The organism is Streptomyces sp. NPDC050535 (assembly GCF_044457665.1).
In the GTDB taxonomy this organism is placed as follows: domain Bacteria; phylum Actinomycetota; class Actinomycetes; order Streptomycetales; family Streptomycetaceae; genus Streptomyces.
Window position 1 is genome coordinate 196,504 of sequence record NZ_JBITHE010000013.1, and the last position, 24,782, is coordinate 221,285.

The 24,782-nt window shown below is 70.0% G+C and carries 24 protein-coding genes and 1 pseudogene; 7 read left to right on the forward strand and 18 right to left on the reverse strand.

Going from position 1 to position 24,782, the window contains the following annotated elements; genetic code table 11:
* Positions 1-147: 147 nt before the first annotated feature.
* Positions 148-1,854: a glycerol-3-phosphate dehydrogenase/oxidase gene (locus ACIBLC_RS27345; RefSeq protein ID WP_399213858.1), complete on the reverse strand. Its 1,707-nt coding sequence runs from the start codon at positions 1,852-1,854 to the stop codon at positions 148-150.
* A gap of 272 nt (positions 1,855-2,126) precedes the next feature.
* Here ACIBLC_RS27345 and ACIBLC_RS27350 point away from each other — a divergent pair, with 272 nt between their 5' ends.
* Complete coding sequence (locus ACIBLC_RS27350) at positions 2,127-3,335, forward strand: nucleotide sugar dehydrogenase (protein WP_399213859.1); 1,209 nt, start codon at positions 2,127-2,129, stop codon at positions 3,333-3,335.
* Positions 3,336-3,461: 126 nt separating this feature from the next.
* Positions 3,462-4,100, forward strand: coding sequence for a hypothetical protein (locus tag ACIBLC_RS27355; protein ID WP_399213860.1), 639 nt, complete (start codon positions 3,462-3,464; stop codon positions 4,098-4,100).
* A 79-nt stretch (positions 4,101-4,179) separates the two neighbouring features.
* Here the strand turns inward: ACIBLC_RS27355 and ACIBLC_RS27360 are convergent, their stop codons facing one another.
* Entirely contained in the window at positions 4,180-5,304 is a 1,125-nt protein-coding gene (locus tag ACIBLC_RS27360) for a GuaB3 family IMP dehydrogenase-related protein (protein WP_399213861.1), read from the reverse strand.
* On the opposite strand from ACIBLC_RS27360, the gene ACIBLC_RS27365 reads away from it, so the two are divergent.
* The gene (locus ACIBLC_RS27365) at positions 5,305-5,451 is read left to right on the forward strand and encodes a hypothetical protein (protein ID WP_399213862.1); all 147 of its coding nucleotides are present in this window, start codon (positions 5,305-5,307) and stop codon (positions 5,449-5,451) included.
* On the opposite strand, the gene guaB is transcribed toward ACIBLC_RS27365, so the two are convergent.
* From guaB to ACIBLC_RS27380, 3 genes are all read right to left on the reverse strand, one after another.
* Complete coding sequence (gene guaB / locus ACIBLC_RS27370) at positions 5,433-6,938, reverse strand: IMP dehydrogenase (RefSeq protein WP_399213863.1); 1,506 nt, start codon at positions 6,936-6,938, stop codon at positions 5,433-5,435. The genes ACIBLC_RS27365 and guaB overlap by 19 nt on opposite strands.
* Before the next feature lie 363 nt (positions 6,939-7,301).
* Positions 7,302-7,877, reverse strand: coding sequence for a sigma-70 family RNA polymerase sigma factor (locus tag ACIBLC_RS27375; RefSeq protein WP_399213865.1), 576 nt, complete (start codon positions 7,875-7,877; stop codon positions 7,302-7,304).
* A 268-nt stretch (positions 7,878-8,145) separates the two neighbouring features.
* The gene (locus ACIBLC_RS27380; protein WP_003948568.1) at positions 8,146-8,757 is read right to left on the reverse strand and encodes a response regulator transcription factor; all 612 of its coding nucleotides are present in this window, start codon (positions 8,755-8,757) and stop codon (positions 8,146-8,148) included.
* A gap of 389 nt (positions 8,758-9,146) precedes the next feature.
* On the opposite strand from ACIBLC_RS27380, the gene ACIBLC_RS27385 reads away from it, so the two are divergent.
* Positions 9,147-9,476: a WhiB family transcriptional regulator gene (locus ACIBLC_RS27385; protein ID WP_365436969.1), complete on the forward strand. Its 330-nt coding sequence runs from the start codon at positions 9,147-9,149 to the stop codon at positions 9,474-9,476.
* Between the two features lie 81 nt (positions 9,477-9,557).
* On the opposite strand, the gene ACIBLC_RS27390 is transcribed toward ACIBLC_RS27385, so the two are convergent.
* Positions 9,558-10,454, reverse strand: a complete 897-nt coding sequence (locus ACIBLC_RS27390; RefSeq protein WP_399213867.1) for a LysR family transcriptional regulator — start codon at positions 10,452-10,454, stop codon at positions 9,558-9,560.
* An 80-nt stretch (positions 10,455-10,534) separates the two neighbouring features.
* Between ACIBLC_RS27390 and ACIBLC_RS27395 the strand changes: the two genes are divergently transcribed.
* Both ACIBLC_RS27395 and ACIBLC_RS27400 read left to right on the forward strand, forming a co-directional pair.
* Complete coding sequence (locus tag ACIBLC_RS27395) at positions 10,535-11,209, forward strand: MOSC domain-containing protein (protein ID WP_399213868.1); 675 nt, start codon at positions 10,535-10,537, stop codon at positions 11,207-11,209.
* A gap of 191 nt (positions 11,210-11,400) precedes the next feature.
* Entirely contained in the window at positions 11,401-12,174 is a 774-nt protein-coding gene (locus ACIBLC_RS27400; RefSeq protein WP_399213869.1) for an SDR family NAD(P)-dependent oxidoreductase, read from the forward strand.
* A gap of 96 nt (positions 12,175-12,270) precedes the next feature.
* Here ACIBLC_RS27400 and groL read toward each other — a convergent pair whose 3' ends face one another.
* The 4 genes from groL to ACIBLC_RS27420 form a co-directional block, all read right to left on the reverse strand.
* Entirely contained in the window at positions 12,271-13,896 is a 1,626-nt protein-coding gene (gene groL, locus ACIBLC_RS27405) for a chaperonin GroEL (protein ID WP_399213870.1), read from the reverse strand.
* 132 nt (positions 13,897-14,028) lie between these two features.
* Positions 14,029-14,337 carry a co-chaperone GroES gene (groES, locus tag ACIBLC_RS27410; protein ID WP_266455850.1) on the reverse strand — a complete coding sequence of 103 codons (309 nt, stop codon included), beginning with the start codon at positions 14,335-14,337 and terminating at the stop codon, positions 14,029-14,031.
* A 248-nt stretch (positions 14,338-14,585) separates the two neighbouring features.
* Positions 14,586-15,362 (reverse strand): polysaccharide deacetylase family protein, encoded by a 777-nt coding sequence (locus ACIBLC_RS27415; protein WP_399213871.1) that lies wholly within the window; start codon positions 15,360-15,362, stop codon positions 14,586-14,588.
* On the reverse strand, positions 15,359-16,252 hold the full coding sequence (locus tag ACIBLC_RS27420; RefSeq protein ID WP_399213872.1) for a polysaccharide deacetylase family protein: 894 nt from the start codon (positions 16,250-16,252) through the stop codon (positions 15,359-15,361). The genes ACIBLC_RS27415 and ACIBLC_RS27420 overlap by 4 nt, the downstream gene beginning before the upstream one ends.
* 90 nt (positions 16,253-16,342) lie before the next feature.
* Between ACIBLC_RS27420 and ACIBLC_RS27425 the strand changes: the two genes are divergently transcribed.
* Complete coding sequence (locus ACIBLC_RS27425; protein ID WP_399213873.1) at positions 16,343-17,542, forward strand: SAM-dependent methyltransferase; 1,200 nt, start codon at positions 16,343-16,345, stop codon at positions 17,540-17,542.
* 10 nt (positions 17,543-17,552) lie between these two features.
* Here the strand turns inward: ACIBLC_RS27425 and ACIBLC_RS27430 are convergent, their stop codons facing one another.
* From ACIBLC_RS27430 to ACIBLC_RS27465, 8 genes and pseudogenes are all read right to left on the reverse strand, one after another.
* On the reverse strand, positions 17,553-18,863 hold the full coding sequence (locus ACIBLC_RS27430) for an RNA polymerase sigma factor (protein WP_399213874.1): 1,311 nt from the start codon (positions 18,861-18,863) through the stop codon (positions 17,553-17,555).
* Positions 18,864-18,908: 45 nt separating this feature from the next.
* Positions 18,909-19,265, reverse strand: coding sequence for a YciI family protein (locus tag ACIBLC_RS27435; RefSeq protein WP_399213875.1), 357 nt, complete (start codon positions 19,263-19,265; stop codon positions 18,909-18,911).
* A gap of 148 nt (positions 19,266-19,413) precedes the next feature.
* Positions 19,414-19,992 carry a Uma2 family endonuclease gene (locus ACIBLC_RS27440; RefSeq protein WP_399213876.1) on the reverse strand — a complete coding sequence of 193 codons (579 nt, stop codon included), beginning with the start codon at positions 19,990-19,992 and terminating at the stop codon, positions 19,414-19,416.
* Positions 19,993-20,051: 59 nt separating this feature from the next.
* The gene (locus ACIBLC_RS27445; protein ID WP_399213877.1) at positions 20,052-20,897 is read right to left on the reverse strand and encodes a hypothetical protein; all 846 of its coding nucleotides are present in this window, start codon (positions 20,895-20,897) and stop codon (positions 20,052-20,054) included.
* A gap of 248 nt (positions 20,898-21,145) precedes the next feature.
* Positions 21,146-21,337 carry a DUF397 domain-containing protein gene (locus ACIBLC_RS27450; RefSeq protein ID WP_399213879.1) on the reverse strand — a complete coding sequence of 64 codons (192 nt, stop codon included), beginning with the start codon at positions 21,335-21,337 and terminating at the stop codon, positions 21,146-21,148.
* A pseudogene (locus tag ACIBLC_RS27455) lies at positions 21,331-22,176 on the reverse strand (helix-turn-helix domain-containing protein). The gene ACIBLC_RS27450 and the pseudogene ACIBLC_RS27455 overlap by 7 nt, the downstream one beginning before the upstream one ends.
* A gap of 26 nt (positions 22,177-22,202) precedes the next feature.
* Positions 22,203-23,282 carry an LCP family protein gene (locus ACIBLC_RS27460; RefSeq protein WP_399213880.1) on the reverse strand — a complete coding sequence of 360 codons (1,080 nt, stop codon included), beginning with the start codon at positions 23,280-23,282 and terminating at the stop codon, positions 22,203-22,205.
* A 94-nt stretch (positions 23,283-23,376) separates the two neighbouring features.
* A complete protein-coding gene (locus tag ACIBLC_RS27465) occupies positions 23,377-24,738 on the reverse strand; it encodes an endo-1,4-beta-xylanase (protein WP_399213881.1) in 1,362 nt (453 codons plus the stop codon).
* Positions 24,739-24,782 lie beyond the last annotated feature (44 nt).

Here is a 24,782-nt window from a genome sequence, read left to right on the forward strand (position 1 = left end):
CGCGTTCCGCACAAAGATCCCAGCTCACGACACTCGTTCGAGTGATCCCGCGACCCGAGACGGACCACGGCGGGCGAGTCACAGCAGGGCCCCACAACCACCGGGCTACAGCACCCGAGCTACAGCGGCCCAGCCACAGCGGCCGAACTACAGCGGCACGATGTCCGGCGCCCCCAGCCGCGCCGCGTCCGCCGTCAGGTCGTCCGGCTGCCGCTGCGACTCCCGCTCGGCCTCGACCCGCTTCTCGTAGTGCTCCACTTCCCGTTCGATCTGGTCCTTGTCCCAGCCGAGCACCGGCGCCATGAGCTCCGCCGCCTCCCGCGCGCTGCGCGTTCCGCGGTCGAAGGTCTCGATCGAGATGCGGGTGCGCCGGGTCAGCACGTCGTCCAGGTGCCGGGCGCCCTCGTGCGAGGCGGCGTAGACGATCTCGGCCCGCAGATAGTCGTCGGCGGCCGGCAGGGGCTCGCCCAGAGAGGGATTGCCGGCGATGAGGTCGAGCACTTCCTCGGCGAGCACGCCGTACCGGTTCAACAGGTGCTCCACGCGCACCACATGGAGTCCCGTGCGCGCCGCGATCCGCGCTCGCGCGTTCCACATGGCGCGGTACCCCTCGGCGCCGAGCAGTGGGACGTCCTCCGTGACGCACTCGGCGACGCGCTGGTCGAGACCGTGCACCGCCTCGTCCACCGCGTCCTTGGCCATCACCCGGTACGTCGTGTACTTGCCGCCCGCCACGACCACGAGCCCCGGCACCGGATGCGCCACGGTGTGCTCGCGCGACAGCTTGCTGGTGGCGTCCGACTCACCGGCGAGCAGCGGCCGCAGCCCCGCGTACACACCCTGGACGTCGTCGCGGGTGAGCGGCACCGAGAGTACGGAGTTCACGTGCTCCAGCAGATAGTCGATGTCCGCGCTGGACGCCGCCGGATGGGCCTTGTCGAGGTCCCAGTCGGTGTCGGTGGTGCCGATGATCCAGTGGCGGCCCCACGGGATGACGAAGAGCACGGACTTCTCGGTGCGCAGGATCAGCCCCGACGTCGAGTTGATCCGGTCCTTCGGCACGACCAGGTGGATGCCCTTGGACGCGCGTACGTGGAACTGCCCCCGCTCCCCCACCAGCGCCTGGGTGTCGTCGGTCCACACGCCCGTGGCGTTCACCACCTGCCGGGCGCGGACCTCGTACTCCCCGCCCCCTTCGACATCCTGCACCCTGGCACCGACAACGCGTTCGCCCTCACGCAGGAAGCCGGTCACGCGCGCGCGATTGGCGACCTTCGCGCCGTACGCCGCCGCCGTGCGCACCAGGGTCGTCACATAGCGGGCGTCGTCCATCTGCGCGTCGTAGTACTGAAGGGCGCCGGTCAGCGCGTCCTTCTTCAGGGCGGGGGCGATGCGCAGGGCGCCGCCGCGGGTCAGGTGACGGTGTGTGGGCAGCCCGCGGCCATGGCCGCCCGTCATCGACATGGCGTCGTAGAGCGCGACGCCCGAGCCCGCGTACAGCCGCTCCCAGCCCTTGTGCTGGAGCGGGTAGAGGAACGGAACGGGTTTCACGAGGTGCGGCGCGAGCCGTTCGAGGAGGAGTCCGCGCTCCTTCAGCGCCTCGCGCACGAGAGTGAAGTCGAGCATCTCCAGATAGCGCAGGCCGCCGTGGATCAGCTTGCTGGACCTGCTCGACGTGCCCGACGCCCAGTCACGCGCCTCGACCAGGCCGGTGGACAGGCCACGTGTCACGGAGTCCAGCGCGGTGCCCGCACCGACCACACCCGCGCCCACGACCAGCACATCCAGTTCACGCTCGGCCATTTCCGCCAGTGACTCGGCGCGCTCCGCCGGCCCCAGTGCCGCTGTTCTCACCGCTGCCTCCCGCTCTTGGTCGCGCCGGCCTCACCCGTCGGGCGGGCCCGTGCTCACATCCCCCATGCCCAGAGTCTGACCTTCTTCCCCTCCTTCGGCCACCACGCACCGGTCAGCCTGTGGACATCAATCGGGAACTCCCGGGAAAACACAGCCACGCAATCCCATAAATCGGTCATATTTACTCCTAGTCTGACATTGCGCTCGCCCGTCTTGTCCACAGGGCTTGCGCACCTGTCCCGCTTCGGCTACTGGGAAGGACGGCCAACACCATGCCCGCAGATCTCGCCGTCATCGGACTCGGTCATCTCGGCCTGCCCCTGGCCCAGGCCGCCGTCGCGGCCGGCATCCCCACTCTCGGCTACAAGACCGGGCCGGAAGGCGGCTCCCTGAGCCCCGCCGAACTGCGCCGGATGCTCTCGGGGGGCTTCCGGCCGGCCACCGACCCCGCGGAACTCGGACGCGTCCGCACCGCGGTCATCTGCGCCCCGACCTCGCGCGGCGCGGACGGCGCACTGGACCTGAGCCAGCTGGAGGCGGCCGCCCGCACCCTGGCGGCACAGCTGCGCCCGCACACCACGGTGATCCTCGAATCGCCCGTGCGCCCCGGTACCACCGAGGAGATCCTCCGTCCGCTCCTCGAAGAGGGCTCCGGGCTGCGCGCGGGGCGCGACTTCCATCTCGCCTACTCACCCAGCCGGGTCGACCCCGGCAACCGCGACTTCTGCCCCGCCAACACCCCCAAGGTCATCGGCGGCCTGACACCCGCCTGCACCGAGTCGGCCGCCGCCTTCTACGGACGCCTCACCGACAAGGTGGTACGCGCGCGTGGACCACGCGAAGCGGAGACCGTGCAGCTCCTGGAGACCAACTTCCGGCACGTCAACATCGCCCTGGTCAACGAGATGGCCGTGCTCTGCCACGACCTGGGCGTCGACCTGTGGGACGTCATCCGCTGCGCCGAGACCAAGCCGTTCGGCTTCCAGGCGTTCCGGCCGGGCCCCGGAGTCGGCGGCCACGGAATCGCCCAGGACCTGACCGGCCCCTCCGGACGCACCCTGCGGATGGTCGAACTCGCCCAGCAGGTCAACAACCACATGCCCCAGTACGTCATCCAGCGCGCCGCCACGCTCCTCAACGAGCACGGCAAATCGGCCCGCGCCGCGCGCGTGCTCCTCCTCGGCGTCACCTACAAGGCGGACCTCGCCGACCAACAGGGCTCCCCCGCCCACGAGATCGCCCTGCGCCTGATGGAACTCGGCGCGTCCGTCAGCTACCACGACCCCCTCGTACCGGCGTGGCGCGTCCTGGGCCGGCCCGTCCCGCGCGCCGACTCCCTCTACGAGGCCGCGGCCGACGCCGACCTCACGATCCTGCTCCAGCAGCACCGTACGTACGACCTCCAGGGACTGTCCGTGAAGGCCCAACTCCTCCTGGACACAAGGGGAGCGACCCCGACCGGGGCGGCCCACCGGCTCTGACCCCGGACATTAACCCTCCCGTATGTCAGTGGTGACTGCTAGTGTCCGGGGCCGTTGTCGCACACGAGTGCGCCGACGGCCCACGCACACCGTGCGTCCACCAGTCAGACACTCCGGGGGATCTCCATGAGCCAGCCCACGCCGCCTTCCCAGCCCACCGAGGGCAACCCGTACGCCGGTCAGCAGCCGGCCCCCGGCAATCCCTACGCCGGGCAGCAGCCCACGGGCGGCAACCCGTTCGCGGGCCGGCCGCAGGCAGGCGGTGGCAACCCCTACGCAGGGCAGCCGCAGGCGGGCGCCGACGGTGGCAACCCGTTCGCGGGCGGCCAACAGCCCGGCTTCGTGGCTCCGGCCGCGCCGCGCCAGGGCAACGTCGCGCTGGGCATCGTGGCCGCGGTCGTCGTCGCCCTGGTGACCGCCGGCATCTACGGCGCCATCATCGGCGCCTCGGAGTACGAGATCGGCTACGCGGCGGTCGGCGTCGGCTTCCTCATAGGACTGGCCGCGGGCAAGATCGGCGGCAGCAACCCGGTACTGCCGGTCGTGAGCGCCGTCATCGCCCTCGGCGCCGTCTACGTGGGCCAGATCATCGGCATCCTGATGATCGGCTCCGACGAGTCCGGCCTCTCCGCGACCACGCTGCTCACCGACCACTTCGACCTGGTGACCGCGGCCTGGAAGGAGTCGGCCGACTTCATGACCTTCGTGTTCTTCGGTGTCGGCGCCTTCGCGGCGTTCTCGGGCGCCAAGAAGGCCGGCGCGTAACCAGCTCCAGGTACGGCGAAGGGGCCGCGTCACCACCAGGTGACCGGCCCCCTTCACGTACTACTTCACGTACTACTGCCTACCGCTTGTGCTGCGCGTCCGCCACCGTCACCTCGACGCGCTGGAACTCCTTCAGCTCGCTGTAGCCGGTGGTGGCCATGGCGCGGCGCAGGGCGCCGAAGATGTTCATGGAGCCGTCCGGGATGTGCGACGGGCCCGCGAGGATCTCCTCGATGGTGCCCACCGTGCCGAGGTCCACCTTCTTGCCGCGCGGCAGCTCCTCGTTGACGGCCTCCATGCCCCAGTGGTGGCCCTTGCCGGGCGCGTCGGTGGCGCGGGCCAGCGGCGAGCCCATCATCACGGCGTCGGCGCCGCAGGCGATCGCCTTGGGAAGGTCGCCGGACCAGCCGACACCACCGTCGGCGATGACGTGCACATAGCGCCCGCCGGACTCGTCCATGTAGTCACGGCGGGCGGCCGCGACATCGGCGACCGCGGTGGCCATCGGGACCTGGATGCCCAGGACGTTGCGCGTGGTGTGGGCGGCGCCGCCGCCGAAGCCGACGAGGACACCGGCCGCGCCCGTGCGCATCAGGTGCAGGGCCGCGGTGTACGTGGCACAGCCGCCGACGATCACCGGGACGTCGAGCTCGTAGATGAACTGCTTCAGGTTCAGCGGCTCGGAGGCACCGGAGACGTGCTCCGCCGACACCGTCGTACCGCGGATGACGAAGATGTCCACACCCGCGTCCACGACGGCCTTGGAGAACTGGGCCGTGCGCTGCGGGGACAGGGCCGCGGCGGTGACGACACCGGAGTCGCGCACCTCCTTGATGCGCTGCCCGATCAGCTCCTCCTTGATGGGAGCCGCGTAGATCTCCTGGAGGCGGCGGGTCGCGGTGTCCGACTCCATCTCCGCGATCTCGTCGAGCAACGGCTGCGGGTCCTCGTACCGCGTCCACAGCCCTTCGAGGTTGAGCACGCCCAGGCCGCCGAGCTCGCCGATGCGGATCGCGGTGGCCGGGGAGACGACCGAGTCCATCGGGGCGGCCAGGAAGGGCAGCTCGAAGCGGTAGGCGTCGATCTGCCAGGCGATCGAGACCTCCTTCGGGTCCCGGGTACGGCGGCTCGGGACGACGGCGATGTCGTCGAAGGCGTACGCCCGGCGGCCGCGCTTGCCGCGCCCGATCTCGATCTCAGTCACGTGTGTGGCCTTTCCCTCTTCGCTTCTGCGTCTCCCAGTATCGCCGACGCCCACGACGAGGGCGGCCCCGGAGCCTCCGGGACCGCCCTCAAGCCGTACGGCTACTGGTTACGGCTGCTGCTGACGACCTACTGGATACGGCTGTAGTTCGGTGCCTCGACCGTCATCTGGATGTCGTGCGGGTGGCTCTCCTTGAGGCCCGCCGAGGTGATGCGGACGAAACGGCCCTTGGACTCCATCTCGTCGATGCTGGCGGCGCCCACATAGCCCATCGTCTGGCGCAGGCCGCCGACGAGCTGGTGCAGTACGTTGCCCAGCGGGCCGCGGTAGGGCACCTGGCCCTCGATGCCCTCGGGGACGAGCTTGTCGTCGGAGGACACCTCGGCCTGGAAGTAGCGGTCCTTCGAGTACGACCGGCCCTGACCCCGGGACTGCATGGCGCCCAGGGAGCCCATGCCGCGGTACGACTTGAACTGCTTGCCGTTGATGAAGAGCAGCTCGCCGGGCGACTCCTCGCAGCCGGCGAGCAGGCTTCCGAGCATCACGGTGTCGGCGCCGGCCGCGAGGGCCTTGCCGATGTCGCCGGAGTACTGGAGGCCGCCGTCGCCGATCACCGGGACACCCGCGGCACGCGCCGCGAGGGCGGCTTCGTAGATGGCGGTGACTTGGGGGACGCCGATGCCGGCGACCACCCGGGTGGTACAGATCGAGCCGGGGCCCACGCCCACCTTGACGCCGTCGACACCGGCGTCGATCAGGGCCTGGGCGCCGTCACGGGTGGCGACGTTGCCGCCGATCACGTCGACGCCGACGCTCGACTTGATCTTCGCCATCCAGTTGAGGGCGTTGCTGTTGTGTCCGTGCGAGGTGTCGACGATCAGGAAGTCCACCCCGGCCTCGGCGAGCGCCTGGGCCCGCTCCAGCGCCTCGGGGCTGGCGCCGACGGCGGCGCCGACCAGCAGGCGGCCCTCGGCGTCCTTGGCGGCGTTCGGGTACTTCTCGGCCTTCACGAAGTCCTTGACCGTGATGAGGCCCTTGAGGATGCCCGCGTCGTCGACCAGCGGAAGCTTCTCGATCTTGTGGCGGCGCAGCAGCTGCATGGCGTCGGTGCCGGAGATGCCGACCTTGCCGGTGACCAGGGGCATCGGCGTCATGACCTCGCGCACCTGGCGCGAGCGGTCGGTCTCGAAGGCCATGTCGCGGTTGGTGACGATGCCGAGCAGCTTGCCGTTGCCGTCGGTGACGGGGACACCGCTGATGCGGAACTTGGCGCACAGCGCGTCGGCCTCGCCGAGCGTGGCGTCCGGGTGCACCGTGATCGGGTCGGTGACCATGCCGGACTCGGAGCGCTTCACGAGGTCGACCTGGTTGACCTGGTCCTCGATGGAGAGGTTGCGGTGCAGTACGCCGACGCCGCCCTGCCGTGCCATGGCGATCGCCATGCGCGACTCGGTCACCTTGTCCATCGCCGCCGAGAGCAGCGGGATGTTCACACGTACGTTGCGGGAGATCCGGGACGAGGTGTCGACCGCGTTGGGCAGCACTTCCGATGCACCCGGCAGCAACAGCACGTCGTCGTAGGTCAGCCCGAGTGTCGCGAATTTAGCGGGCACTCCGTCGACGTTCGCAGTCATGACACCTTCCCCAAATGGCCTTGATCGGTGCGGATGTCCATGCTAACGGGAAGCAGGGGTCTCTCATTCCATGGCCTGGATCGGCCCGGGGCTTCGCACTTTCGTACGGGTCCGGTGGCGTCGCCGTTCAGCGGCGGCGCCTGAAGCCCGGTCCTGGGCCGAGCCCGGCCTCCGTGGCTCCGGCCCGTCGGCCACGGGTCGGTTCCCTTCGGCACGGGCGGGTGTCCGCCGCCCGGCTCCCCGCCGACGCGGCGGAGGACGACCACTGATCCCCACACGGCGCAGGACGATCACCATCCCCGCGGAGGACAACCGCCGACGCGGCGAAAGCACCCGGAGAACCCGACCCCCAATGGGGGCCGACTACTGCTCCGCCAACGCCCGCAACCGGCTCAACGCCCTGTGCTGAGCCACCCGCACCGCCCCCGGTGACATTCCCAACATCTGTCCCGTCTCCTCGGCCGTGAGGCCGACGGCGATCCTCAGCAGGAGCAGCTCGCGCTGGTTCTCGGGGAGGTTGGCCAGGAGTTTCTTGGCCCATTCGGCGTCGCTGCTGAGCAGGGCGCGCTCTTCGGGGCCGAGGGAGTCGTCGGGGCGCTCGGGCATCTCGTCCGAGGGGACCGCGGTGGAGCCGGGATGGCGCATCGCGGCGCGCTGGAGGTCGGCGACCTTGTGACCGGCGATGGCGAAGACGAACGCCTCGAAGGGACGCCCGGTGTCCTTGTAGCGCGGCAGCGCGAGAAGTACCGCTACGCAGACCTCCTGCGCCAGGTCCTCCACGAAGTGCCGCGCGTCCCCCGGAAGCCGGGACAGACGGGTGCGGCAGTAGCGCAGCGCGAGGGGGTGGACATGGGCGAGCAGGTCGTGTGTGGCCTGCTCGTCGCCGTCGACAGCGCGATGGACGAGCGCACCGATCACCGTCGTCCCGTCGTCGCGCATCGGTCCATGGTGCCTCGGCGTCGTTCGATCCGTGGCACCGTGCCCGTAGTTGTGCACCGAAGCGTTATGAGCAGGTGCGCCGGAACTCATCTCCTGCGCCCTCCCCTTCCGCTCGACCGAATCGTCCCCGAGGAACTCCACACCTCAAGCATGCGGCATCCGCCGGGAAACGGGGATCAGGCATCGAAGAGGATCTCTCCGAGGGACCGGCCCCGCCCGCCGCACGGCGGGCAGGGGCTACTGCCGTCGTACCCCCACGGCGGCTCACTCAGCGAACCAGGCCCCACCGGAAACCGAGCGCCACGGCGTGCGCGCGGTCCGAGGCGCCGAGCTTCTTGAAAAGCCGCCTGGCGTGCGTCTTCACGGTGTCCTCGGAGAGGAACAGCTCACGGCCGATCTCCGCGTTGGAGCGGCCGTGGCTCATACCCTCGAGGACCTGGATCTCCCGCGCGGTGAGCGTGGGCGCGGCGCCCATCTCGGCCGACCGAAGTCTGCGCGGGGCGAGCCGCCAGGTGGGGTCGGCGAGCGCCTGGGTGACGGTCGCGCGCAGTTCGGCACGCGAGGCGTCCTTGTGCAGATAGCCGCGGGCACCGGCGGCGACGGCGAGCGCCACGCCGTCCAGGTCCTCGGCGACGGTGAGCATGATGATGCGCGCACCGGGGTCGGCGGACAACAGCCGCCGAACAGTCTCGACGCCGCCCAGACCGGGCATGCGTACGTCCATCAGAATCAGGTCCGAACGGTCGGCACCCCAGCGGCGGAGTACTTCCTCGCCGTTGGCCGCCGTCGTCACGCGCTCGACGCCGGGCACTGTCGCCACCGCACGGCGGAGCGCCTCTCGGGCAAGCGGGGAGTCGTCGCAGACAAGGACGGATGTCATGGCCGTCCTCCGCAGCTGATGCGCGTCACCTTGTGCCTCCAGGCTGTTACGAATCGTCACCTGTGCGGTCGACACTCGCCGACGGAAACTGCCGTCTGCCCGAGCGCTTGTTCCTTCAACCGCCTCAGCACTCTCAACGATGGTCACTCGAAAGAGTTACGGGGCAGCCGATCGTCTTCGGCACTGTACGTGAGGGTGCGGACACGTTGCAGACATGCGCGGCGGACTCACAACCTTTCATCACAACCCATGCCCCATTCAGCCCGATTTCTTCCATTTTGCTGGTGTCTATGGCTAGATTCGCAATGAGTCATATTTTCATCTCCTTAGATCGTAGATGTACGGTCTTGGGCACATAGCAGCCCAGAACGGCAACAAGGGGACACGCAATGGCAGATTTCTCCCGCCTTCCCGGTCCGAACGCGGACCTCTGGGACTGGCAGCTCCTCGCGGCCTGCCGTGGGGTCGACAGCTCGCTCTTCTTCCACCCGGAGGGCGAGCGCGGTGCGGCACGGAGCGCTCGCGAGAACTCGGCCAAAGAGGTCTGCATGCGCTGCCCGGTACGCGCGGAGTGCGCGGCGCACGCACTGGCGGTGCGCGAGCCGTACGGCGTCTGGGGCGGACTGACCGAGGACGAGCGCGAAGAGCTCATGGGACGGGCACGCAACCGACTGGTCTCGGCATCGGCCACCGGAAGCAGTCCTCCCTCGAACAACTGAAGGAACGTTTCTCCCGAAGCTGGGCAAGCGCACACGTGTGCCCGCTTCCGCGCTCACGCGCCTTCCGCCCCCGGCGCGGGACTACCGCCGCGCGGCCCGCGCCAGCCGGTCCAGGGTCGCCGACACCGCGGGCACCTGGGCAAGATCCGGCAGCGTGAGCGCGACGATCTCCCGCCGCACCGGGGGCTCCACCGTCACCGTGCGCGCCCCCTTGGGCCGTACGGACTCGATCGCGAGCTCCGGAAGAACCGCGACCCCGAGACCGGCGGCCACCAGGCCCACCACGGCCGGGTAGTCGTCGGTGGCGAAGTCGATACGGGGCTCGAAGCCCGCGCCGCGGCAGACCTCGACCAGTTGTCGGCGGCAGCGCGGGCAGCCCGCGATCCACGGGTCCCCGGCGAGTTCGCCGATCGAGACCGACCCGGACCGGGCGAGACGGTGGTTCTCGGGGACGAGCCCGACCAGCCGGTCGAGCAGCAGGGGACGTACGACCAGGTCGTCCCACTCCTCGGCGCCCGCCGCCCCCTCGTAGCGGAACGCGAGTGCGATGTCGCAGTCGCCCTCGCGGAGCATCTCGACCGAGCGCGGCGGTTCGGCCTCCTCCAGGGAGACCCGGGTGCCGGGATGCGCGGCGCGCAGGGCGGCAAGGGCCGCGGGGACGAGTGTGGAACTGCCGCTGGGAAAGGAGACGAGCCGGACGCGGCCCGCGCGCAGGCCCGCGATGGCGGCGACCTCCTCCTCGGCGGCCGTCAGCCCCGCGATGATGCCGGCCGCATGGCGGACCAGTGCCTCACCCGCCTGCGTCAGGCGCATCTCGCGTCCCGTGCGGATCAGCAGCGGGGTGCCCACGGACGCTTCGAGCGCCTTCATCTGCTGGCTGACGGCGGGCTGGGTGCAGCCCAGCTCACGCCCCGCCGCCGAGAAGGAGCCGGTGGCGGCGACGGCACGCAGGACGCGGAGATGACGGGCCTCGATCACCTCCTGAGCATAAGGGTGCCTTGGGGATCGAGGCGAATATTGAGTCGCGACTTTGGCCCGTAATCCCTTAGCGTGCTCGCATGAAGCTTCTGTCGCTGAACGTGGGCCGTGTGCGGACCGTCGACTACACGGATCACCCCGAGGGCCTGACCGGCATCGACAAGCAGCCGGTGCGCGGGCCGGTGCGGGTCGCGGCGCCCGGGCCCAAGGGGGTCGCCGGGAGCGGGCTCGCCGGGGACGCGATATGCCACCTGCGGCACCACGGCGGCGACGACCAGGCCGTGTACGCGGTCGCGCGAGAGGATCTCGACGACTGGGAACGCGAGCTGGGCCGGACGCTGGCCCACGGCTCCTTCGGCGAGAACCTCACGACGCTGGGCCTCGACGTGTCCGGGGCCCGGATCGGCGAGCGCTGGCGGGTCGGTCCCGAGGTGCTCCTCGAGGTCACCTCCGGACGCATCCCCTGCCGGACCTTCCAGGGACACCTCGGCGAGAAGGGCTGGGTGCGGCGCTTCACCGAGAAGGCGGCGCCGGGCGCGTATCTGCGGGTGATAGAGCCGGGCGAGATCCGCTCCGGCGATCCGATCGAGATCACGCACAGGCCGGACCACGACATCACGGTAGCCCTCCAGTTCCGGGCGGTCACGACCGCGCGTGAACTGCTGCCGCGGCTGCTGGAGGCGGGCGGGGCGCTGCATCCGGAGCTGCGGGCGACGGCGGAGAAGTACATGGCCACGGCCCACGGGCGGACGTGACGGCGAGGCTGGACGTACAGCGTTCGGGCGACCCGGCGCACGGTCCGTGGCACGGGCGGACCTTGCTCGCGTCACAGCCGGTAGCAGGGGATGCGCGTATCGCGAACCGCGACGCGCGGAACTCGTGGAGTGGGTACGGGCGTTGGGCGGCCCGCGGCCGGGGGGACAGGTCGGGTCACTAATGTTGCGCCATGACAACGGCTCTGATTACGGGATCGACCGCTGGTATCGGCGCCGCCTTCGCGCGGCGGCTGGCGGCTGACGGGCACAACCTGGTGCTGGTGGCGCGCGACACCAAGCGGCTCGGTGAGCAGGCGACCGAGCTGCACGACCGGCACGGCATCGAGGCCGAGGTGCTGACGGCGGATCTGGCGACGGACGACGGCATCGAGTCGGTGGCCAGGCGGCTCGGCGACCGCAAGCACCCGGTCGACCTGCTGATCAACAACGCCGGCTTCGCCAACAAGGGCCGCTACCTCGACGTGTCGATGGCCGACGAGCTGAAGATGATCAAGGTGCACTGCGAGGCGGTGCTCCGGCTGACCTCGGCGGCGGCCGAGGCCATGCGGGAGCGCGGCCGCGGCGGGGTCGTCAACGTCGCGTCGGTGGCCGCGTTCGTGCCGCGCGGGACGTACGGGGCGTCCAAGTCGTGGGTCGTGCAGTTCACGCAGGGCGCGGCGCGGGATCTGGCCGGCAGCGGTGTACGGCTGATGGCGCTGTGCCCCGGATTCGTGCGCACCGAGTTCCACGAGCGGGCCGGCATGGGCACGGACAACATCCCCAACTGGATGTGGCTGGACGCCGACAAGCTGGTCGCCGCCGCGCTCGGTGACCTGGCCCGCGGCAGGACCCTGTCGATTCCCGACCCGCGTTACAAGGCGCTGATGGGCCTGGTGAAGGTGACACCGCGGGCGCTGCTGGGCGGGGTCACGTCGAAGACGGGGCGGAAGTACGGGCCTCAGTAGGGCCGGTGGCGCCGGTGGCGCCCCGCCGGACAGGGCACGGCACGGGAGAAGCCCCCGTTCCCGGTGGGAACGGGGGCTTCCGCGGAAGCTGGTGCCTCAGTGCGAGTGGCCGTGGCCGCCGTGACCGGCGTCGGCCTCGTCCTCGGCCGGCTTCTCGACGACCAGGGTCTCGGTCGTGAGGAGCAGGGAGGCGATGGAGGCCGCGTTCTCCAGGGCGGAGCGGGTGACCTTCACCGGGTCGATGACGCCGGCCTTGACCAGGTCGCCGTACTCGCCGGTGGCGGCGTTGAAGCCCTGGCCCTTGTCGAGCTCGGCGACCTTGGAGGTGATGACGTAACCCTCCAGGCCGGCGTTCTCGGCGATCCAGCGCAGCGGCTCGACGGCGGCCTTGCGGACGACCGCGACACCCGTGGCCTCGTCGCCGGTCTTGCCGAGGTTGCCCTCGAGGACCTTGACGGCGTGGACGAGCGCGGAGCCACCACCGGAGACGATGCCTTCCTCGACCGCGGCGCGGGTCGCGGAGATGGCGTCCTCCAGACGGTGCTTCTTCTCCTTGAGCTCCACCTCGGTGGCGGCACCGACCTTGATCACGCAGACGCCGCCGGCCAGCTTCGCGAGGCGCTCCTGGAGCTTCTCGCGGTCCCAGTCGGAGTCGGTGTTCTCGATCTCGGCCTTGATCTGGTTGACGCGGCCGACGACGGCCTCGTGGTCGCCGCCACCGTCGACGACCGTGGTGTCGTCCTTGGTGACCGTGACACGGCGGGCGGTGCCCAGCACGTCGAGACCGACCTGGTCGATCTTGAGGCCGACCTCCTCGGCGATGACCTGAGCGCCGGTGAGGGTGGCGAGGTCGCCCAGCATCGCCTTGCGGCGGTCGCCGAAGCCCGGGGCCTTCACCGCGACGGCGTTGAAGGTGCCGCGGATCTTGTTCACGACCAGGGTCGACAGGGCCTCGCCCTCGACGTCCTCGGCGATGATCAGCAGCGGCCTCGAGGCGTTGGCCTGGATGACCTTCTCAAGGAGCGGCAGCAGGTCCTGGATCGAGGAGATCTTGCCCTGGTGGATCAGGATGTACGGGTCCTCGAGGACGGCCTCCATGCGCTCCTGGTCCGTCACGAAGTACGGCGACAGGTAGCCCTTGTCGAAGGCCATGCCCTCGGTGAAGTCCAGCTCGAGGCCGAAGGTGTTGGACTCCTCGACGGTGATGACACCGTCCTTGCCGACCTTGTCCATCGCCTCGGCGATGAGCTCGCCGACCTGGCTGTCCTGGGCGGACAGACCGGCGACGGCGGCGATGTCGGACTTCTCGTCGATCGGGCGGGCGGTCGCGAGGAGTTCCTCGGACACGGCCTTGACCGCGGCGTCGATGCCCTTCTTGAGCAGCGCCGGGGAAGCACCCGCGGCGACGTTCTTCAGACCCTCGCGGACGAGCGCCTGGGCGAGCACGGTGGCGGTGGTCGTACCGTCACCCGCGATGTCGTTGGTCTTGGTCGCCACCTCCTTCACCAGCTGGGCACCGAGGTTCTCGTACGGGTCGTCGAGCTCGACCTCGCGGGCGATGGTGACGCCGTCGTTGGTGATGGTGGGAGCGCCGAACTTCTTGTCGATGACAACGTTGCGGCCCTTGGGGCCGATCGTCACCTTGACCGTGTCGGCAAGCTTGTTGACGCCGCGCTCGAGGGCGCGACGGGCGTCCTCGTCGAACTTCAGGATCTTCGCCATGGGAGCGATTCAGCCCTCTCGAAACTCTGGAAAATCTGGGAGAACGAACGGCGCCCCCGACGCCCGGCTACTTGCGGTCGCGGGGGGCCAGGGGCGCAGTTCACTGCAAAACCGGTTGGGAACCGGGGTGAATTACTTCTCGATGATCGCGAGCACGTCGCGAGCCGAGAGGACGAGGTATTCCTCGCCGTTGTACTTCACCTCGGTGCCGCCGTACTTGCTGTACAGCACGATGTCGCCGACAGCGACGTCGAGCGGAAGACGGTTACCGTCCTCGAAACGGCCCGGACCCACGGCAAGGACGACGCCCTCCTGGGGCTTCTCCTTCGCGGTGTCCGGGATGACCAGGCCAGAGGCCGTGGTCTGCTCGGCTTCGAGCGGCTGGACCACAATGCGGTCCTCGAGCGGCTTGATGGCAACCTTGGAGCTGGTGGTCGTCACGATCCGACCTCCCCCTTCGGAGATCTCACGGGGTTAACTGTCTGAGGTGGCGACCAGGTGAATCCGTCGTCGCGGGAAGCCGGATCTACCTGTCGTCATTGGCACTCTCCAGTGGCGAGTGCCAGACCTGAGACTATGACCGCGATTAGCACTCGGTCAAGCGGAGTGCCAACGCGGCGCCGGATGCCGGTGAAATCGGGACGCTTGAACCAGGGGGTTCCCGGCCCCCGAACCCCGTGGAATCGCGGCTAGAGATAGTCCTCGAGCCGCGCCGGCGTGAACCCCTCCGCCTGGATCCGGCGCAGCAGCCCGATGGTCGCCTCCGTGAGGTTCGGGTCGTCGAAACCCGTCAGGATGTCGCCCGGCCGCAGCGGGCCCTCCCCGGCGTCCCGCCCCCGTACGACGGCCGCGATCCCGCAGTCGGCGGCGGCGCGCAGGGTGGTGGCGTCGTACGTGCCGTAGGGGGGCCGCAGGAAACGGGGGCGGATGCCGAAGCGCTGTCTGAGCTTGTCCTGCTGGCCGCAGATCTCGGCGCGCTGGCCGGCGTACGGCAGGCCGCGCAGGGCGGAGTGGTCCAGGGTGTGGTTCTGCACGGTCGCGCCGACCGCCCGCAGCCGGGCGAAGTGCCCGTACCCCGGCCCGACCACGCTGTCGGTGAGGAACATGCTTACCGGCAGCCGCAGTTCACGGACCATGTCGACGAACCCCGGGTCCCGCTCGGCGCCGTCGTCGTACGTCAGGAAGACGACCTTGTCGCGGGTGGGCACGCGGTCCACGACCGGCGCGAGGCCCGGCCCCGCGGTGCGTGCGGTGGCCCGGGCGGACGGTTTCGGCGCGGCGGCGAGCGGCGCGGACAGCCCCCAGTGGCGGTACGTCCCGAGGGTCGGCCCGTGCGACCGCGCCTTGCTCACCTCGTGCGCGGCCTTCATGCCCAGCCGTTCGATCGGGTCGACGGACTGGGCGCAGCCGGACAGCAGCACGCAGGCGAGCAGTCCGGCGGCGAGCCCGTACGGCCGTGACCTCACAGGTAGTCCTCCAGGCGGGCCACCGCGTACCCCTTGTCGGTCACCATCTTCATGAAGCGGCGGACCATGTCGGCCATCGAGCCCTTCCAGTCCTCCTTGCCCCGGAAGTGGCTGAGAACGATGTCGCCGGGGTGCAGGTCGCGGTCCCACTCGCGGTACTCCCAGTGGTCGACGAAGATCTCCTCGTTCCACAGCGGGACGGCCTTGACGCCGCAGGACTTGGCGGCACGCAGGGTGTCCTCGTTGTAGTTGCCGAACGGCGGCCTGAAGAGCGTCGGGCGCTTGCCGAACTGCTTCTCGATCACGTCCTGCATGCCGCAGATCTCGTGCTTCTGCCGCGCGTAGGAGAGTCCGGGCAGGTAAGGGTGGTGGAGGGTGTGGTTGTTGAGTACGACGCCGCGGTCGCGCATCTTCCGGAAGTACCCGTAGTCCTCCTTGACCAGGTAGTCGCTGAGGAAGGCGGTGTACGGGATCTTCAGGTCGCTCATCATCCGCAGGAAGGCCGGGTCCTTCTCGGCGCCGTCGTCGATGGTGAGGAAGACGACCTTGTCCTTGGTCGGGATGGTGGTGAAGACCGGCGGCAGTCCCTCCCCGTCCTCGACCTCGAAGCCGTCGCGGAACTCGATGACCGGCTTCCTGGCCGGGGCGGACGGTGCCGCCAGCGGTGTACTGGCCAGACCCCAGCGCTTGGCGGCGGCGGCTCGGGCAGCCTGTGCGACCCGGAGCTTGGCGGCGGCGTCGAGTACGGGAGCGGGCGCCGGTTTCGCGGGGGTGGAGTCGGCGCCCGCGGCGCAGCCGGACACGAGGGCGGCGAGGGCGAGCGCGGCGATGCCGGTACGGGCAACCGTCAATTTCGTACTGTTTTTATAGTTTTGTCGTACTGATCGCATGGCGCCGGATCCTCGCAGGCCACGGCCGGTGCGGGGGCACGACACCTCGGCCGGACGCGCGCCGTCCACCGACTGGCCCACAATGGCCCGGTGAACGACCTCGATCCGCCGTCCCCCCTCGCCTCCTTCGCCACCCTTCTCACCCCGGAGGGCCGGGCCCTGCTCGACGAGGTGCGCGGCACCGATCCGGCGCGGGAGCTGGCCGTCGCCACCCGGCTGCGCCGCGAGCACCCGGCCGGGCTGGTCTCGGCGGCCCTCGGACAGGCGCGGCTGCGGCAGCGGGCGGCGGCGAAGTTCGGGGCCGACGACGCGGAGCGGATGTTCTTCACGCCCAACGGGGTCGAGCAGTCGACCCGTACGACGGTCGCGACGCACCGCGCGGAGCGGCTGCGGGCCCTCGGTGTCCGCTCGGTCGCCGACCTCTGCTCCGGCATAGGCGGCGACGCGATCGCGCTGGCCCGCGCCGGGATCCGGGTCCTCGCCGTCGACCGGGACCCGCTGACGGTCGCGGTGGCGCGCGCGAACGCCGACGCGCTCGGCCTCGCGGACCTGATCGAGGTGCGCGAGGCGGATGTCACGGAGGTGGACGTGTCCGCGTACGAGGCCGTGTTCGTGGATCCGGGGCGCCGGGGCGGCAGGGGGCGCATTTTCGACCCCGAGGCCTATTCACCACCGCTCTCCTGGGCGGTCGGCACCGCCTCGAAGGCTCCGCTCGCCGCGCTGAAGATCGCTCCCGGCATCCCGCACGAGGCGGTTCCCGCCGAGGCGGAGGCGGAGTGGATCTCGGACAGCGGCGACGTGAAGGAGGCGGTGCTGTGGTTCGGCACCGAGCCGGGTCTTGTGCGGGCCACGCTGCTGCCGGGACCGCGCGAGGTACGGGGGCGCGGGCTGCCTGATCCGGCGGTACGGTCCGTCGGGCGGTATCTGTACGAGCCCGACGGCGCCGTCATCCGCGCCCATCTGGTCGCGGAGGTGGCCCAGGAGCTGGACGGCGGGCTGGTCGACGAGACGATCGCCTACATCACGGCGGACGAGGCGCGTCCCACGCCGTACGCCTCCGGGTACGAGATCACCGACCAACTCCCCTTCGGTGTGAAGAAGTTGAAGGCGCTGCTGCGCGAGCGGGAGGTCGGCGTGCTGACGGTGAAGAAGCGGGGGTCCGCCGTGGAGCCGGAGGAGTTGCGGCGGAAGGTCCTGCCCAAGTCGCAGGGCCCGAACTCGGCGACGGTGTTCCTGACCCGGGTCGCGGGGGCGCCGACGATGCTGCTGGGGCACCCGCTGACGTTCTGACCTCGGCGTCTCAGGACTTCGGCGGGTCCAGTTCACGCACCCGCGCCCGCAGCAGCTCCCTCTCCTGCTCGTTGCGCGTCAGGGCGATCGCCCGTTCGAACTCCGCCCGCGCCTCGGCCGTGCGTCCGAGGCGGGCGAGCAGGTCGCCGCGGACGCTCGGGAGCAAGTGGTAGTCGCGCAGGGCGGGTTCGGCGACGAGGGTGTCGACGATTTCCAGGGCGGGCGCCGGGCCGTCGGCCATCGAGACGGCGACCGCGCGGTTCAGTTCGACGACGGGGGACGGGGAGCGGGCGGCCAGGAGGCCGTACAGGGTGGCGATCTGGCCCCAGTCCGTGTCCTCGTACGCGTACGCCTGCGCGTGGCACGCGGCGATGGCGGCCTGGAGGGCGTACGGGCCGGGGCCCGTGCTGGTGACGGCGTTCGCGCGTCCCAGGGCGGCGAAGCCGCGGCGGATCAGCATGCGGTTCCAGCGGCGGCGGTTCTGGTCCTTCAGCAGGACCGGCTCGCCCGACGGGCCGGAGCGGGCGGCCGTCCGTGACGTCTGGAGCTCCAACAGCGAGACCAGCCCGTGCACTTCGGGTTCCTTGGGCATCAACTCGGCGAGCACGCGGGCGAGTCGCAGGGCGTCCTCGCACAGGGAGGGGCGCAGCCAGTCCTCGCCCGCGGTGGCCGCGTAACCCTCGTTGTAGATCAGGTAGATGACCTCCAGTACCGATCCGAGACGGGCCTCGCGCTCCGGCCCGTAGGGGACCTCGAAGGCCACTCCGCTCGTCGCGAGTTTCCGTTTGGCGCGCACGATGCGCTGGGCGATCGTCGCCTCCGGGGCGAGGAAGGCGCGGGCGATCTCGACGGTGGTCAGGCCGCCGAGCAACCGCAGGGTGAGGGCGATGCGGGCCTCGGCGGAGAGGACCGGGTGACAGGTGGTGAAGACCAGCCGCAGCAGGTCGTCGTCGATGTCCTCCGGGTCGGCGGGTTCCTCGAAGGGGGTGGTCGTCTCCAGGTCACGGCCGATCTCCGCCAGCTTGCGCGCGTAGCGTTCCCGGCGGCGTACGAGATCGATCGCGCGGTGCTTGGCGGTGGCCATCAGCCAGGCGCCCGGGTTGTCCGGCACCCCGTCGCGCGGCCACTGCTCAAGGGCCGCGACCAGGGCGTCCTGAGCGAGTTCCTCCGCGATGCCGACGTCGCGGACGACGCGGGTGACGCCGGCGATGACGCGCGGGGACTCGATGCGGAAGATCGTCTCCACGGTCACGAGGGCGTCGGCGTCGGTGCCGGGCGGGGGCGACGGCGCGGGGGCGGTGACGGAGGGCTGCTGGTCCACAGCCCCCCATCAGACACCAGGGATGGCCTCAGGCCAAGGAACGGCTCAGCCGCCCACGATCTCCCGCACCTCGGACGTGACCGTCCAGTGCTCCTCGTGGATCTTCAGGAACCGCTTGGTCCACTCGACCGCCTCGGCCTTGTCCTTGGCCTGGATGATCGCGTAGCCGCCGACGACCTCCTTGGACTCGGTGAACGGGCCGTCGGTGACGGTCAGTTCGCCCTTCTCCCAGCGGACCCGGGTGCCCTGGGCGGTGGGTGCGAGGCCGGCGGTGTCCAGCATCACGCCCGCCTTGGTCATCTCCTCGATCAGCTCGCCCATCCGCTGCATCAGCTCGTCACTGGGGCCCTCGGCGGGGGCGTTGTTCTCGTCGATCCGGACCATAGACAGGTAGCGCGGCATGGTGACTCCTTCAGCAGCGGGGCGGGGACTGTCCCTGCCTCTCACCCATGCGTCGAACGGGAGACGCCTGTCTCGACACTGTCCCCGGACTTCTTCGGAATTTCCTCCGCGGGGTTCGTTTCCGCAGGTCTCGGGCGCGACGGGCGGTTCAGTCGGCGAAGTCCTTGAGCTTCTCCGTCTCCAGCGTGATGCCGACCGGATCCGGCAACTCGATCACCGATCCGAACGCCCGGGTGGTGAGAGAGCGGTAGGCGCCGCCTTCGGGGTCCGCGTGCACGGTCACGCTGTCCGTGTCCCGGTCGACGAGGAGATAGACCGGGATGCCCGCCGCCGCGTAGGCGTCGGGCTTCTCGGTCCGGTCACGGGCGTCGGCGTCCCGGTCGTGGGACGTGACCTCTACGACCATCAGGACACCGTCCGGTTCGGCCCACTCGCCCTTCCCGACGAAGTACTCCTCGGGTGCCAGAGATCCGTCCGGTCTGGCCCGGCCCTTGCGGTAGGACTCGACCTGGAGCCCCTGCTCCGGGAAAAGGAACAGCTCAGGGCGGTGCTGCATACACCGCTTGAGGAGCCAGGCGACGATCGATCCGTGATTGCCGTCCGGCATGGGCTTGACCCCGATCTTTCCGTGCAGGAACTCCAGCCGCGCCGACTCGGGCGCGTGACGGGCGAGCTCCTCGAATTCCTCGACGAGCATCTGGGGCCGGTCGGATGTCATGGGGGTCATGGCGTCGCCTCCTCCCCTCCATCCTGCCCCGGTCAGGGGCGGCCCGTGCTGCAAGGTCGTCATGCGTCTCTTCCTTTCTCCGTACGTGTCCCTGTGCGCAGGGCCGCGCGCAGCTGCCCCGCATGGGCGTGCACCCGGTCGGCCGCGAGACCCGGCCGGTCACCCCAGCAGCCCCCGCACAGGCCTCCCCGCAGCGCCGTGCTGTCGCTCGGCTCGCCGCAGGCCGTGCAGACCACCTCGTAGGGCGACGGCGTCGGCGGTGCGGGCGGCAGCTTGGCCAGCAGCCGGGCGCGCACGAAGCCGTGGGCGTGTGCCACCCGCTCCGGGAGCCCTGCCGTCAGCGCTGCCATGAGCTGCGCCTCGCCCGCGCCCCGGGCGAGCCACTCGGCGGCTTGCTCCTCCAGCGCCCCGCACTCCCCCGCCGAGAGCGTGAGCCGCGCGTCGATCCGCCCGAGCCCGGCCAGCACGCCGTACGCCGCCGATCGCGCCGCTTCCGGTGAGCGCCGCTCGGTGACCGGTACGGCCCCGGCGAGGAGGGCGTCCCACCAGGCGTCGTCGCGAGCGGTGCGCGAGAAGAAGGTGTGCCAGACCCAGCGGGGGCAGCCGTCGACGGTGACCGGACGTCGTACGCGGCGCAGATGCCCCGCCACGGAGAGGTTGTTGAGGGCGGTGCCGATGGCGCACTGACCGTAGTCGAGATGCCGGGCCAGCGTCTTGATGGACATGTCGGCCTCGTCGTCGAGCCGGTCGAGGTACGTGGCGATCGACGACTCGCGGGCGGGCAGATGTGCGAAGTCCCGGCCGGTGCGCGGCTCCTGGTCGGGGGCGGACCTCTTCCCGTACCCGGGATTGGCGGCAGGGTGAGCGGAGGGGCGCAGGGCAGCACTAAGCTGGGCGACAGCCATGGGGTCGAGCCTCATTCGATCTAGTGGTCAGACCCCCGCGTGGTGCTGCTAACACCCACGGGGGTCGATGCTTTCCCGGCGCACGCTACACGTTCGCCACGCTCCGGCGCGACCTGGTCACGAAAAGTCATCTCCCCTGGCCCGGGCGGTACTTCGGCCGCCGACAAGGGAGGGTGGGTGGGTTGAGCCACCCACCCATTCCTTGCAAAAGGGTCTCGAATCCCGACCCCCGAAGCTCAAGCCCCGGCTCAGGTCCCGACGTGCGTGATGAACTCCGCCCACGCGGAGGCGGGGACCGTCAACTCGGGCCCGTCACCAACAGGGTTGAGCTTCGAGTCCCGGATGTGGACGGTACGGGGGGTGCGGGCGACCTCGACACAGTTGCCGCCTTCCGTGCCGCTGTAACTCGACTTGAACCAGGCGAGTTCGGTCTTCACCACTCGTCAGCCACCTTTCCGATGAACCGTGCCGACTCCTCCGTACTGAGGGCCTGCGTCCGGATCATGCCAAAGCGCTGGGCCAGATTGCTCAGTTCCTCCGAACGGGAGTGCAGCACACTGACCGCCTGCCCTTCCTCGTAGGCGTAATGCTCGCGCTCGTGCGTCTCGATCAGCACCATGGGGCCGTTGAGTCCGGCATGCGCGCCCTAACCGGTCGGCAGCACCTGGACGGAGACGTTGCGCAACCGCCCCAGTTCCACCAGGCGTCCGCACTGCTCCCGCATCGCCGCCGCTCCGCCCACGGGACGCCGTAGCGCGATCTCCTCGAAGACGAAGCCGTAGTACGCCGTCGGCTTGCGGACCAGCAACTGCTGCCGCTCCAGCCTGGCAGCCACCCTGCTCTCGATCGTCTCGTCGTCCAGCGGCGGGTAGTGGGCGCCGAGCAGTGCACGCACGTACGCCTCGGTCTGCAACAGGCCAGGGATCAGCAACGTCTCGTACGACTGCAAGGCGATAGCGTCGGCCTCGCAGTCCATGAAGTCCTGGGTGCGCGGCGGAAACCGCTCCGGCTCCAGATACTGCGCCGCCGCCTTCAACTTCCCCCGCGCGCCGAACAGTTCGTCGCCCACGGCGAGCAACCGGGCCGTCGGCCTGCGCACCCCGCGCTCGAACGCGGTGATCGTGTCCGGCGAGTAGTTGGTCTCGTCGCCCACCCGCTCGCGGCTGACGCCCGCCTCCTGGCGCCACATCTTGAACTGGTTCCCGCAGTACTTCCACGCGGTCGGCGACTGCTCGGCCACAACCCCACCCCCCACCTGCGCACACCACACTGTGTGCATCACTGGTCATTCAAGGTTACGGCAGGTCACCTGAGCGACGCCCACAGTTCGCTCGCCTCCGGCTCGTCCGCCACCACCCGGTTCGGGTCCGAGGCCGCCGGCAGGACCGGCATCGTGACGGTCTTGAGCGCGTCCGAGGGCAGCGACTTCAGGCTCTGCCCCAGCCGCATCAGCTCGGTCAGCGAGTTGAGGCCGGTGTCGGTCGTGAGGCTGCCGGTGACCGCGTCGGCGACCTGGTAGAGCTTGGCGGGGTCGGTGAGCAGGCTGGTGGTGGACATCTGCTCCAACAGGGCCTTCACCAGGGTCTGCTGGAGGCCGATGCGACCCAGGTCGCTGCCGTCGCCGATGCCGTGCCGGGTGCGGGCGAGGGCCAGCGCCTGGGTGCCGTCGAGGTGGTGTTCGCCCGCCTTCAGGACCAGGTGGCTGTCCTCGTCGTCGATGTCCTCGTCCGTCGTGACCGTGACCCCGCCGAGCGCGTCGACCAGCTTCGCGAAACCGGAGAAGTCGATCTCGATGAAGTGGTCCATGCGGACGTCGGTGATCGACTCGACCGTCTTCACGGCGCAGACCGGACCGCCCACCGAATAGGCGCTGTTGAACATCGAGTTGTAGGCCACCGAGGTCGTCCCGCCGGAGGAGGTGGGGCACGACGGGCGGGTGACCAGGGTGTCGCGCGGGATGCTGACCACCGTCGCCGCCGTACGGCCCTCGTCTATGTGGACGACCATCGCCGTGTCCGAGCGGGCTCCCGTGCTGCTACCCCCGCCCAGCGCCGCGTTCGCGTCACCGCTGCGGGAGTCGGAGCCGAGCACCAGGATGTTGAGCGCGCCACTGGGGAGCGGGCTCGCGGAGGCGGAGGCCGCCGCCGACGGGGTCGACACGGTCTTCGGCGGGCGGTCGTCGCCGAGGGCGCTGTTGATGTCGACGGTCCTGATGTTCTGGTTCAGGTGCCAGTAGGCCCAGCCCGCCCCCGCGGCGGAGAGTACGAGGGCGCCGGCGAACACGATGCCGACGGCTTTCAGCAGGCCCCGCCGTCGCCCTCCGTGACTCTCGACGCCCTCGTTGTGGTCCCCGTGCTCGTTTTCAGCCGTCACACGAAGGAACATAAGTCCGAATTATTACGAGCAGGAACCCCTTCTGCCCATTCCTTCGGAAAATCTCAGACTTCTCAGCCATGGCTAAGAGCCGACCCCGGAACGCTCAGCCCACTGTCACGACGGGTACCGGATTGCTCCCGCTCCATGCCGCGTTGAACCCGAACGTCACGGAACCGCCGTTCGGTACCGTTCCGTTGTAGGACGCGTTGACGCAGCTCACCGCCGCGCCCGTCTGCGCGCAGGTCGCGTTCCAGGCCTGCGTGATCTGCTGGCCCGCGCCGAAGCTCCAGCTCACCCGCCACGCGGACAGAGCCGCCCCCGAGCAGGCGATCCTCACCTGTCCGGTGAAGCCGGTGTTCCACTGACTGGCGACGCTGTACGTCGCCGAGCACGCGCCCGTCGGCGGGGTGGTCGTGCCGCCCAGTGCCGTCGCGATCGCGTAGTACGCCGGTTTCGGCACGTAGTTCTCGTCGTACGGGGTTGCCGCCCCGTAGCCCGTGAAGACGTCCGGGATCCAGGAGTCGGAGTCCGTGAAGCCCCAGACGGTGACCCCGGTGCACCGGGCGACCGCGACACAAGCGTCGAGCACGGCCTTGTAGTCGGCGGCCTGCTGCGTCAACTTCGCTTCGGTGGAGGGAAGTTGCATGCGTATGTCGAGCTCCGTGATAGCGACGTCCACCCCGAGGTCGGCGAACCGCTGGATGTTCTGCTGGAACGTGGCCGGGACCTGGCCGAGGATGAGGTGGGCCTGGAGGCCGACGCCGTCGATCGGGACGCCGCGCTCCTTCAGCGACTTGACCAGGTTGTAGAGGGCGGTGCTCTTGGCGTTGACGCCCTCGACGTTGTAGTCGTTGATGTAGAGCTTGGCGCTCGGGTCGGCCGCCCGCGCCCAGGTCAGCGCCTGGGCGATGTAGTCGGCACCGAGCCCGTTGTACCAGAGCGTCGAACGGTAGGTGCCGTCCTCGTTGAAGGGCTCGTTCACCACGTCCCAGGCGGCCAACCTGCCTTTGTAGCGCGTGACTTCGGTGCTGATGTGGTCCTGGAGCAGCGTGCTCAGCTCGGCGGGGGTCCAGGTGCCGTTCGCCAGCCAGCCCGGGTTCTGGCTGTGCCAGACGAGTGTGTGGCCGCGGACCTGCTGGTTGTGGGCCTGCGCGAACGCGACGATCTGGTCGGCCTCGGCCCAGTTGTAGGTTCCGCGGCTCGGCTCGACGGTCTCCCACTTCATGGCGTTGCCGGGGGTCAGCCAGTTGAACTGGGCGCCGGCGATGTCGCCGTACGTGCCGGTGAGCTTGGACCCGGTGACGGCGGTGCCGATGGCCTTGCCCTTGGCGGCGGCCAGGTCGCGCAGCGGGGTGTCGGCCGCCTGGGCGGCGGGGGCGGCCACCAGCAGGGCGCCGAGGGTGACGAGGGTGGCGGCGCCGGTCAGCAGTGACGCCGGGGACAAGCCTGATCTCAGAGATCTCATTGCGGGTGCCTCCGAAAGTTTCGGTCGTGCAACCGATTGGCTTC

Bases quoted from the DNA above. Each gene is read 5' to 3' on its own strand.
- ACIBLC_RS27350 (WP_399213859.1), top strand. From the start codon at position 2,127: ATGCCCGCAGATCTCGCCGTCATCGGACTCGGTCATCTCGGCCTGCCC.
- ACIBLC_RS27355 (WP_399213860.1), top strand. From the start codon at position 3,462: ATGAGCCAGCCCACGCCGCCTTCCCAGCCCACCGAGGGCAACCCGTAC.
- guaB (WP_399213863.1), bottom strand. From the start codon at position 6,938: ATGACTGCGAACGTCGACGGAGTGCCCGCTAAATTCGCGACACTCGGG.
- ACIBLC_RS27375 (WP_399213865.1), bottom strand. From the start codon at position 7,877: ATGCGCGACGACGGGACGACGGTGATCGGTGCGCTCGTCCATCGCGCT.
- ACIBLC_RS27380 (WP_003948568.1), bottom strand. From the start codon at position 8,757: ATGACATCCGTCCTTGTCTGCGACGACTCCCCGCTTGCCCGAGAGGCG.
- ACIBLC_RS27385 (WP_365436969.1), top strand. From the start codon at position 9,147: ATGGCAGATTTCTCCCGCCTTCCCGGTCCGAACGCGGACCTCTGGGAC.
- ACIBLC_RS27395 (WP_399213868.1), top strand. From the start codon at position 10,535: ATGAAGCTTCTGTCGCTGAACGTGGGCCGTGTGCGGACCGTCGACTAC.
- ACIBLC_RS27400 (WP_399213869.1), top strand. From the start codon at position 11,401: ATGACAACGGCTCTGATTACGGGATCGACCGCTGGTATCGGCGCCGCC.
- groL (WP_399213870.1), bottom strand. From the start codon at position 13,896: ATGGCGAAGATCCTGAAGTTCGACGAGGACGCCCGTCGCGCCCTCGAG.
- ACIBLC_RS27420 (WP_399213872.1), bottom strand. From the start codon at position 16,252: ATGCGATCAGTACGACAAAACTATAAAAACAGTACGAAATTGACGGTT.
- ACIBLC_RS27435 (WP_399213875.1), bottom strand. From the start codon at position 19,265: ATGCCGCGCTACCTGTCTATGGTCCGGATCGACGAGAACAACGCCCCC.
- ACIBLC_RS27440 (WP_399213876.1), bottom strand. From the start codon at position 19,992: ATGACCCCCATGACATCCGACCGGCCCCAGATGCTCGTCGAGGAATTC.
- ACIBLC_RS27445 (WP_399213877.1), bottom strand. From the start codon at position 20,897: ATGGCTGTCGCCCAGCTTAGTGCTGCCCTGCGCCCCTCCGCTCACCCT.
- ACIBLC_RS27460 (WP_399213880.1), bottom strand. From the start codon at position 23,282: ATGTTCCTTCGTGTGACGGCTGAAAACGAGCACGGGGACCACAACGAG.
- ACIBLC_RS27465 (WP_399213881.1), bottom strand. From the start codon at position 24,738: ATGAGATCTCTGAGATCAGGCTTGTCCCCGGCGTCACTGCTGACCGGC.